The 10670-nt window shown below is 44.6% G+C and carries 7 protein-coding genes; 2 read left to right on the forward strand and 5 right to left on the reverse strand.

Annotated features, from left to right (window positions below; all coding sequences use genetic code 11):
- The first annotated feature begins 1 nt into the window (after window position 1).
- On the forward strand, window positions 2-724 hold the full coding sequence (locus F0229_RS04700) for an exonuclease domain-containing protein (RefSeq protein ID WP_171732355.1): 723 nt from the start codon (window positions 2-4) through the stop codon (window positions 722-724).
- Between the two features lie 28 nt (window positions 725-752).
- Here F0229_RS04700 and F0229_RS04705 read toward each other — a convergent pair whose 3' ends face one another.
- From F0229_RS04705 to F0229_RS04725, 5 genes are all read right to left on the reverse strand, one after another.
- Window positions 753-2324, reverse strand: a complete 1572-nt coding sequence (locus tag F0229_RS04705) for a methyl-accepting chemotaxis protein (protein ID WP_171732356.1) — start codon at window positions 2322-2324, stop codon at window positions 753-755.
- Window positions 2325-2397: 73 nt separating this feature from the next.
- Window positions 2398-3072 (reverse strand): oligogalacturonate-specific porin KdgM family protein, encoded by a 675-nt coding sequence (locus F0229_RS04710; protein WP_171732357.1) that lies wholly within the window; start codon window positions 3070-3072, stop codon window positions 2398-2400.
- A 14-nt stretch (window positions 3073-3086) separates the two neighbouring features.
- Window positions 3087-4268 (reverse strand): alginate lyase family protein, encoded by a 1182-nt coding sequence (locus F0229_RS04715; protein ID WP_216606073.1) that lies wholly within the window; start codon window positions 4266-4268, stop codon window positions 3087-3089.
- A 203-nt stretch (window positions 4269-4471) separates the two neighbouring features.
- Window positions 4472-6466: a right-handed parallel beta-helix repeat-containing protein gene (locus tag F0229_RS04720; RefSeq protein WP_171732401.1), complete on the reverse strand. Its 1995-nt coding sequence runs from the start codon at window positions 6464-6466 to the stop codon at window positions 4472-4474.
- A gap of 107 nt (window positions 6467-6573) precedes the next feature.
- On the reverse strand, window positions 6574-8340 hold the full coding sequence (locus F0229_RS04725) for a sodium:solute symporter family protein (RefSeq protein WP_171732358.1): 1767 nt from the start codon (window positions 8338-8340) through the stop codon (window positions 6574-6576).
- Window positions 8341-8855: 515 nt separating this feature from the next.
- On the opposite strand from F0229_RS04725, the gene F0229_RS04730 reads away from it, so the two are divergent.
- On the forward strand, window positions 8856-10622 hold the full coding sequence (locus F0229_RS04730; RefSeq protein ID WP_171732359.1) for a sodium:solute symporter family protein: 1767 nt from the start codon (window positions 8856-8858) through the stop codon (window positions 10620-10622).
- Window positions 10623-10670 lie beyond the last annotated feature (48 nt).

The following is a 10670-nucleotide window of genomic DNA, read 5'->3' on the forward strand; positions in this document are numbered from 1 at the left end:
CATGCTGGCCAAAACGTTACATAAGCTATTTTCTAAGGGCGACAACATTGAAGATTTGCACCAGTCCATGAGGGCCAAGCGTTGGCCATCTCGTGCACTAGAGCACTACTTTGCCCACCCGCTTCCCAATGCAGAGCGCCCAGTTTCCGAGCAACAGTTCGTCGCTCTCGATTTTGAAACAACAGGGCTGGAAGCAGACTCGGATCGAATCCTGTCTATTGGAACGGTGGAATTGAGCTACGAAGAGATAGAACTAACCAGTGTCAGCGAAGTGATTTTGCGCCAAGATGTCACTATCCGACCGGAAAGCGCGGTCGTTCATGAAATTATGCCAATGCAGGTTCAAGAACAAGGAGTTGAGGCTGAGCTTGCGCTCGATAGCTTGATCGAGCATCTTGCAGGTAAAATTATCATCGCTCATAGTGCATGCATTGAATATAGCTTTTTATCGTCGTATCTAAAAAGGCACTACCAACTGCAAAAACTGCCGTGCTATATGATAGACACTCTATTGCTTGAGAAGCGATTTAGCTACTTGGGTAAGAATCGCGGCCATGCCAGCTTCCAACTTGATGACCTGCGCCAACACTATAACCTTCCCGATTATCAAGCTCATTCAGCAGCCAGTGATGCACTCGGTTGCGCTGAGCTCTTTTTGGCACAAGTAAAAAGACTTAAACTCTGCCATCGCCCACTCACCGACGTGATATATAAGCCTTGTTAAGTGTGGCAGCTTGAGCTGCCACATGCTGTTATTTTTCAAAGCCATGGCTATTGGATTGTAGATCTTCCGATAGCTGTTTAAGCTCACTTGAGCTCAAAGAAAACTGTTCTATTCGGCTCAAGTTTGCCTCTTGAATCTTGAGAAGTTGCTCAATAGAAAGATAAACCTGCTCAGAAATAGCCAGCTCAGTCTTTGTTGACCGTTTTAAGTCAGAAACGATGCTCTGAACGTCACTCGCACCTTGCTTCACTTGACTAAAAATCACACCTACTTGTTCCGATTTCTCTTCGCTTTGAGAGATTTTTTCGAGAAGCGATCTCAATTCATTGGAAACATGTTCAGACTCCGACAAGATATGCGCGCTCATATTAGATATTTCTACCGTTGCATCGGACGTTCTGGCGGCAAGACTTCGAACTTCATCAGCAACGACAGCAAAGCCACGCCCCTGTTCGCCAGCTCTCGCGGCTTCGATCGCAGCGTTTAGGGCAAGCAAGTTTGTCTGTTCAGCGATGCCTTGGATCACCTCAACAACCCCGGTTATCTGTTCATACTTTGCTGCCAACAGGCCAAAGCTTTGTAGTGAACTATCAAGGCTAGTACGAATGTCCTCGACAGAACCCTCCATCAGTTGAATAGCCTCTACTCCTTCTTCAGACAATGATTGAGACTGCAAACTATTCGATTGTGCTTTATCAATGCCTGTATTGATTTCCTCTATACTCAGTTCAAGCGCTTTCATAGAATTGAGCGTATCATCCGAAATCGAGCGTATTTGCCCTAGGCTTTGCGTCGTCGCAACAACATTTCGATCTAGACTGTCTGTAGACTGATTAACCATTGATGAAACCGAGGCGATTTTATCAACAAACTGTTTGAGGGACGTTTGCATCTGGCCTACGGATTCTAAAATACTTCCCTGCGGAGCGGATTTCGTCACAGAGTGAGTTAACTGCCCATTTGCAATACGCTTCGTCAAAGAAACAACAACGCTTGGCTCTCCACCCACCGAGCGAAAAATACTGCGCGCAATAAGACTGCTAATCAGCAATATTACCGCTAGAATCCCACCACTGTAGATTAGAAGGCGCATCACGAGTTGTTGATAACTCTCTTCAACATCGTCCATGTAGATCCCAAGCCCCATAACCCATTTAAGCTCGGGAATCATGGTGATCGCACTCACCTTGGTCACCTTTTCCGACGAGTTAGGCTTACTCACTTCACCGATTACGTAATTGAACTCATTATCTTTAAGCAGATTTACATGGCGAGCGTAGGAGCTTTGAAACGTTCCCAGTTTTTCGCTACGTACATGCACGCGAGCAATGGCATTGTGGTCATTCGCCCAAATGTAAGCATTTCCCAGACGATAGGTAGACAACACAGTCATTACACGCTGCTCAGCTTCTTCCGGAGAACGACTTTGTAAAATAGCATCTGATGCTTGTTTCTTTGCAAATGAAAGTAACGAAGCAACTTCATGCTTTTTAGTCTCAACCAATGACGTCTTGATTGAGTCCAAGCTTACAAAAACAATCAGCGCGATGCCCAACATGGCTGTTACTAACAGCAGTGCACCTCTTTTTATTAGTGTCATAATCCCTCACAATAAAAAATGGCCACACTAACAACCTAGTGTGGCCAAACGGACAGTCAATTACAGCAAACGCCTAGAAGCTATAAGTAATGCCGATACGGCTTCGAAGTTGACGATCGCTTGAAGAGCTCGAAACTGAAACATTGGCGAACTCCACATATGGACGCCAGCTCCAGTCTTCGCCTTTGTAGCCAAGTTTGAAAAGTGCATCCCAATTGGTGTCGCCGTTATCAAAGAATACTTGATCATCCAAACCTTTCTCGTAGTTCGCTTCTAGACCAAACTGAAAACCGTTGTATTTGTAATCGACGTTGGCCGTGACTTTGCTCTTTTGCTCGGCAGAGCGATCATCAGAGAAGTTACGGAACTCATGGCGGTAGCGAAGCTTAGTAACAACCCCTGAATCAAAAGAGTACTGAGCGCGAAGCTGAGGTTTATAGGTCACGTGACCAGGGAAGAAGGTAATTGGCATACCTGGAATCAACATCCAATTATCATCAATTTTATATTTATAGCCGAAGTCAAATTCATTGCCTTTCGATTCCCATTCTGAAAACGGCTTACCTTTCTGCATTGCTTCAACACCAAAGTACATATTTCCTACGCCCGCACCAAGTTTAACGCGGCTCGCATAAGTTTCACTTTCGTGTTTGTATTCTTGACGAAAATCAAGAGATGCAGCAGAAACAGAGGCACTCGAAACTAATGCCAAAACCGCAATTGAAGCTATTTTATAAAACTTAGACACAGTATAATTCCTTTTTATTTAAACAATAGATTAGCTACTTTTTTGCTATTTACTTTCTCTTTACTTAATTCAGAGATTGCATCAGTAAATAACGGTTCACCGTATGCTTTTTGCGCATAAAGTAAATTTACGAAAGCTTTAGAACCATCAAATCCTTTTAGTTCTTTGTATTGCCATTTATCAGGTTGATTGGCATGCTTTGCAATATATTGATAACCTTTCGCTAGAGAGTGTTTATCAATTTCATAATTCCAAACATCAACACCGAGCTTATCTCCGAAGTGCCCTAGGTGATTGTAAGCTTCAAGATTGAAGTTTGAATAATGCCAAGGACGCGTGCGTTCTAGCTCTCCATGCTGACGACCATTCATATCAAACTGACTACCAATTCGGCGCATTTGTGTGATTCTCAGACGCTGCTTAGCAATATCGTCGTTACCCACAAAGATGGCAAAGGCAGCGACTTGAGCGTCATACCATGTGCCATGATTGTTATGCCAATTGTCCTCTTCAAAACCATGATTACTGGTTAGCAACCAGTGATTAAAATCACTAAACCAATCAACCATAGCCTGATAATCTTGTGGGGTAAGCTGTTGTTTTAAAATATTGATACTATCTAAAACTGGTATCAGCAAGCGGCTATCAATAATGCCGATACCACGCCCATCAACAATTCCAGGTATCGCTTGTGCATGATTTAAGTTTGGATTCATTCGTGTATTCGGGTCGACAAACCAGGCGATAAGCTGAGCTTTCGCTTTGTCAGCGTAGGCTTGATTGTCAGTGAAGTAATAAGCAAGACTCAAGTCTGTCACGTCTTTGGTAAAACGGATAAAGCGCTGTTTGTCCGTTGCTGCACTTTTGGTCGCCATATTATATTCACCGTCGCGGCGGACATAAGGTAGACCATCTTTGGTATCAGGATTCGGCCACCAATAAGGTCCGAAGCTGAAATAGTCATGCTTGTCGCCACTCGCCGGTAATAACGTTTTATTAGTCACAGGATCTATTGATGCAGCCAGTGCTTTTTCAGCCTTTGCGATTAACTCGTCAATTGAATCTTGCTTCACCGTTATATTTTGCTTGTTATATTCAAGTGCAACTTCATCGTATGAGATGAAATCTATATTACCAGCTATTGCCCCCCAAGAAAGAACAAGAGAAACAGCAATCATACTTTTCTTGATAATCATAAAAACCCCTTAATGAAATTAAATTCAATATTAATTGAAACAATGGTTCAAAAACACGATCAAGATCATTTAATTACATAGATGTTATATACACTCTAGTAATTGTGATTTTTATCAAACTTTTTAAATCTTATGAGTGGGGGTTATTAAATAAAAAAAGGAGCTCTCGATGAGCTCCTTTTTTATTTAATACCCATTTAAAATCAATAGGACCTAAACTTAACATACTGACAATTATTATTTTCTATCATTTTAATCAGCTTACCTGTAAGAACATTGCTGCTCACATAGTTTGACGTCACGCTAATTGAACCACTACCATCCACACTGGATAACATACCTCTGAAGTCACAACTACTGTTTGCATCACTATCCCAAACTTGTACCGTTTTCCCAGAGAGATCTCTATCAATCGCTATACAATTGGCTTGAGAAAGGTCTATTTCCATTTGCTGCTTCCAACTATATTGGGTCACCGAATCACACCCCTCAGAAACCGGCGGATCGACCGGATCAACAGGCTCTTCCGGATCCACACCTTCTGGTGGCCATGACCCGCCTGCAACGGTAACACCAGACTGCGGGATCTGCTGATAAACGCCCTCTGCCAATGTTTGATTCCAAGTCGCTATTGGCTCCCCGTTGATATTCAGGTGTTTATATTGGCTACCATCCCAATTGAGCGCGTACTCGACATCCGGTTCATCAAACAGCCCCCATCGAGTAATGCTGTCACCCGAGTTCTTTGCTTTCTTCAGCGTGTTATTAACTAGGACGTTATTTGGTCCAGTTGGCCCTGACCACTTGCTTGCATGATCGCCAGAGCCGACCCAAATAGGTTGCCACGTTGCTCCAGACTCTGGCGCTCCATTTGACCAACTGCGATGTTCAAACGGCACTGCAATATGATTAGAACGAACCAAATTGTTACGCTCCCAGCCGCCGTGGAAGTTCATATCAACATTCAGTGTATTGTTCTCAACGATATTTCCTGTTGCTGACCACTGTAGAGCAAGGTGTCGAATGTTTCGAATATCGTTATTGTGGATCCAGCTATTGTATAACTTTGAACCACGTACATAACCATTACCACCAGCGCCTTTGTTCCATGAACCGTCGATAGTATTGTTGGAAATGGTGACTGCTTTGGCAAACTCACTAACAATAGGGTGCGAGCCAATCATGTCGATACGGACATTATCGACCCAGCCGTTATACGCCCACTTGAGTATGATGCCGTGAATCGCATCTTGTGCACATACGTTCTCATAACGATACAAGACACCATTAGGGTTGCTTGCCGAGAATTGGTTGCGGTTGTACCCTTCACAGTGACTACCTTCTATGTCCATAGTTAGAAAGAAATCTTGCAAACCAAAATTTTCTATTGCACTCACTGGCATAACACGGCTGTTATAACCACCCTCATTGTTTAGCGGAATATCAAATTCAAGCGCGCCATCAAGGGTGACTGTATTACTGCTGGTATTTACCGCCGTTACTTTAAAAATCTGTGTGCGCATGTGCCCAGTTTTAATGTGACTAGCACTTCTTCTCGATTCCGGCACTTGTCCTTCATCCAAAAACGCTCGGTCAGTAGCGGCGCCAACATATATAAGATCACCCTGACTAAATTCGCCAACTTTTCCTGATTCTAAGACAATTTTGGTATCACCCATTTTCGCCGGCTGTGCAAACTCAATGCTATGTTTCCAATGAAAGTTAACACTCCCCTCGTAAGCAGGCTCTTTGGCATGTTTTTCTCGAGTCTCGACACGGAATACGCCAAAACCAGGCCAGTATTTCTTATCAAAATCAGGCGCATTGCTGGCATCCACTCCGTAAGGGGACCAAGATTTGACGACAATTTGCGTACCCGTATCGGGATCGCTGCCCGCCCCTTTGATTACCACCCCTGACTTGTCGATATGGATTTCATCGCTCAGGTTGATAGTGCCCTTTGGCAGTACAATCAAAGTATTGTTACTCGTCGAGGCAGTAACCTCATTATCGATGATGGCTTGCAGTGCTGCAGAATCATCGATCCCGTCATCTGCGATAATGCCATGATCAACAGCATAAATAGTGTTTGGAAATGTCGTAGGTAACGTTGCACCTTGTTTATAACCTGGAGCAGAAAGACCAGGGGCACTATATAGAGTAAGAGGTATAAGTATGGCGAGTGTGTTCACGTTCATTTTCACGTTTGGATCTCCCTTCCGTGTTTAAGGTGTACTTCGTTTCATTACTGGTTAAAAAAGGAGCTACTGTGAACTGCGTAGCTCCTCAATCGGGGTTAATCAGGCTATGTGGCACGACTTGCTGTTAGCTTATCCGCCTGTTTGGCACTCTTAAGAAGCAAACTACCTACGGTCACAATGACCGCACCACAGAAGACAAAGGCCATTCGTCCCCAGAATGGATTAGGGATAAGTACCATTAGTGTCACTAGAAGGCCAAATACAAGAATCAATTTGCCTAGCATATTGCGTTGTTGACGATCTAGCTCGTCTTGACCAGCTTCTTCTACAACTGGAGTCGCAACATCATTCCAGAACTCCGTCAGTTCAGACTTACGTTCACCCACTGGCTCTTTGTAGAATCGAGTTGTGAGGCAGAAGAAACCACCAGTGATGAATAGGTGACCCATAATGCCTAGTAGCACCTTAAGATCTTTCGCTTCACGACCGGTAAATGGTGTATCTAGGTTCAGCCAGTTTGCCACCACGTCAGCCGTAATCACAAAGCTAACTAGGTAAGAGACCACGATACCGACGGCCAGTGTCGCCCATGCAGCCCAATCTGGTGTCTTCTTAATGAAGATACCGAAGAATAGTGGTACAAGAATTGGCATCTGCAGCAATGTACTCACGTACATCATGGCATCAAATAGACTCAATCCACGAAGCGAGTTGATAAACAGTGCGACGAGAATAATAAGACCACCAAAACACATAGTGACAATTTGGCTTACGCGCATTAGTTTTTTGTCGTCAGCCTTTTTATTAAGGATTGGCGCATAGAAGTTGCGAACAAAGATGCCAGAGTTACGATTAAGACCTGAATCCATTGACGACATGGTCGCTGCAAATACCGCAGACATAAGCAGGCCAACCATACCAACAGGCATTGCGTTCTCTACGAACACTAGATATACCGCATCCGCAGCTTTTTTACCCAGTTCTGCAGCATGAACAGTAGCTGCATCTGGGTACATGACTGCCGTTACCCAAGGTGGTAGGAACCAAATTGCAGGACCAATTAGCATAAGAACAAACGCCAGTAGTGCGGCTTTGCGCGCATTGGTCGAGTCTTTCGCAGTTAGGAAACGATATGAGTCTTGCATATTGTTAATGTTTTGAAGCTGCTTAACAAACATGAAGATGAACCATGCCACGAACAGTAGTGGATAATTCATATCTGAACCCATAATTGAATCAGCGGGGAACTGCTCAATAAGGTTTGTTGGACCGCCAATCTTAACTAAAGCAGCAACGGCACAAACGACGGTGACCGCCATAATGACGACCATTTGCACAAAGTCGGATGCAACCACACCCCAAGCACCGCCAATTACAGAGATGAATAGAACGATAAGGCCGGTCACAACAATGGTTGTCTCGATGTCCACTTTAAATACCGCGCTTACGAAAAGTGCTAGACCGTTGAGCCAAATACCCGTGTAAACGATGCTGGTTGGCATGGTCGCCCACGTAAATACCTGTTCATTGGTGCCACCAAAGCGACGACGGACCCCCTCTATAGGTGTCACAACGCGCATTTGACGGAAACGGTACGAGAAAAACAACCAAGAAAGTAGGAAACCAAATGCGTTGGCCATAAAAACAACCATGATAGGAAAACCATCGGTAAAGGCTTTGCCTGCTGCTCCAGTGAACGTCCATGCACTGAATTGGGTCATAAAGGCCGTGGAGCCCACCATCCACCACAGCATTTTACCGCCGCCTCGGAAATAGTCGCTGGTGGAACTACCCGCAAAGCGCTTAAAGATGACGCCTATCGCTATCATGAAGATAAAGTAAACGCCCACGACGAGCATATCGACATTCATTCTGAACTCCTTTTACATTTCTTTATTTTTCAAGGTTAATTTTTAAAACTCCGTTTCATTATTTGGCAAATGACGTTTTTATAAAGCGCGTTTAGGTCATTATGTGACTTGTGTAACTAATTATTTCTGGGCGTGTTGTTTTATGTTAACTCGGTCAAAGAATGCGCAACATGCACAACCAGGCGTTACTGATACAGTTGTAAAAAGGTCAAATAGGCGTCCGCAAATGAGTCCGTACTGTGTAGTTAACGAGCAACATAAAAGAAAAGTACGAGTCTATTACTGCCTGTGTAACAACCACACCCAAGACTCATTGAGGGTAAAATTGGGGGATCTCTTTAAGTTAGACATAAACCATGAAAGAAAAAGCACCAATCCGACTAAAAAAAATGAAAAACCGTTTCATTCATCACAAAAGCGCACAGTTTTTTTGGTAATCAACACCTACCTGAAGCAATATTGAACCATCGTTTTATTTTTTAGAATTGATCAATTTAACTTTAGAGGTAAGTGTTATGAATATTGACATTGTTGTTGTCGGTGTCTACTTCGTCTTCATGATCGCTGTAGGTGTCATATTCAAGCGTCTAGCAGGCAACTCAACCAGCGATTACTTTCGTGGGGGAGGCAAAATGCTGTGGTGGATGGTGGGCTCCACGGCCTTTATGACCCAATTCAGTGCATGGACGTTCACTGGAGCAGCCGGCAAAGCCTTTACCGATGGTTTCCCTATCATGGTCATTTTCATGGCCAATGCATTCGGCTTCCTACTTTCTTGGTTGTTTTTCTCCTACCGTTTCCGTCAAATGCGCGTTGTAACTCCAGTAGAAGGTGTACGACGCCGATTTGGCACGACAAACGAGCAAGTCTTTACTTGGGCAACCATGCCAACCAGCATCGTTTACACGGGTATTTGGCTCAACGGTCTAGCGCTATTCGTTAGTGCAGTATTCAAAATCGATATTGAGACAACCATTGTTGTGACCGGTCTGATTGTTCTATTCATCTCTGTAATTGGCGGCTCTTGGGGTGTGGTTGCGTCCGACTTTGTGCAAATGGTCGTCATTATGGCGGTCACCGTCGTGTGTGCCGTTGCAGCCCTTATAAAAATTGGAGGCCCGAGTAATCTAATTGAACAGTTCCCAGCAGACTCAATTATGGGTGCGAACATGAACTACCCGTTACTGTTCGTGGCATGGTTCATCTTCATGTTTGTTAAGCAGCTTCAAAACATCAACAACATGCAAGACTCATACAGATTCTTGACGGCCAAAGACTCGACCAATGCGCGTAAAGCGGCGCTGCTAGCCTTCGTTCTTATGCTAATCGGTCCTGCGATTTGGTTCATGCCGCCATGGGTGACAGCGGTTCTTTACCCTGATGCTGCACTAGCCCACGCTGACGCGCTTGGCGGCAAAGCAGCAGATGCGGTTTATCTGGTATTCGTTGAACGTGTGATGCCTGTCGGTATGGTCGGTCTTCTTATGTCAGCGGTATTTGCGGCAACCATGTCGTCAATGGACTCAGGCCTAAATCGTAACGCGGGTGTTTTTGTTCGTAACTTCTACAGCCCAATCATCAACAAGAAAGCATCTGAGAAAAAACTGATGCGTGTCAGCCAGGGCGTCACCATGGTGTTTGGCGCTCTGATTATCGCGGTAGCTCTATTCATCAACTCGCTTCGTGGATTGAGCCTATTTGATGCCATGATGTACGTGAGTACATTGCTACAAATGCCTATCCTAGTTCCTCTGTTCTTCGGCATGTTCATTAAGAAGACACCAGATTGGGCAGCTTGGGCAACGCTAGCTGTCGGTATGGTGGTCTCTTACATGGTGAGCTTTGTCATCACACCAGATGTCATCGCGAACCTAATCGGTATCGAGGACGGCTTCACCAGTCGCGAGGCATCAGACCTAACGGTAATGAATGGCATCATCGGTCACCTTGTGTTCACTGGCGGCTTCTTCTGCCTAACCACTAAGTTCTACAAAGAGCCACAAGGCGAGCGTAAAACAGAACTTAACGAGTTTTGGACGGATGTGGCAACGCCTGTTATCGAGGAAGAGGGACAAGATGCAGTCGACCGCCAGCAGCGCAGCATGCTTGGTAAACTCATCTTAATCTTTGGTGTGTTGGTTGTCTGTATGGTACTGATACCAAATCCATTCTGGGGTCGCATGGCATTCTTGTTCTGTGGCGGCGTGGTACTAACCGTAGGTGCTTTACTGCTAAAAAGCGCCAAAGAGACCAAAGTACTCAACCTGCAAACTCAAAGTTAATCTAGTGATAAGGGGCTGGCCACCAGCCCCTATTTTGCGTTTAGCAAA

Source organism: Vibrio sp. AIC-3 (assembly GCF_013114515.1).
Taxonomy (GTDB): domain Bacteria; phylum Pseudomonadota; class Gammaproteobacteria; order Enterobacterales; family Vibrionaceae; genus Vibrio; species Vibrio crassostreae_C.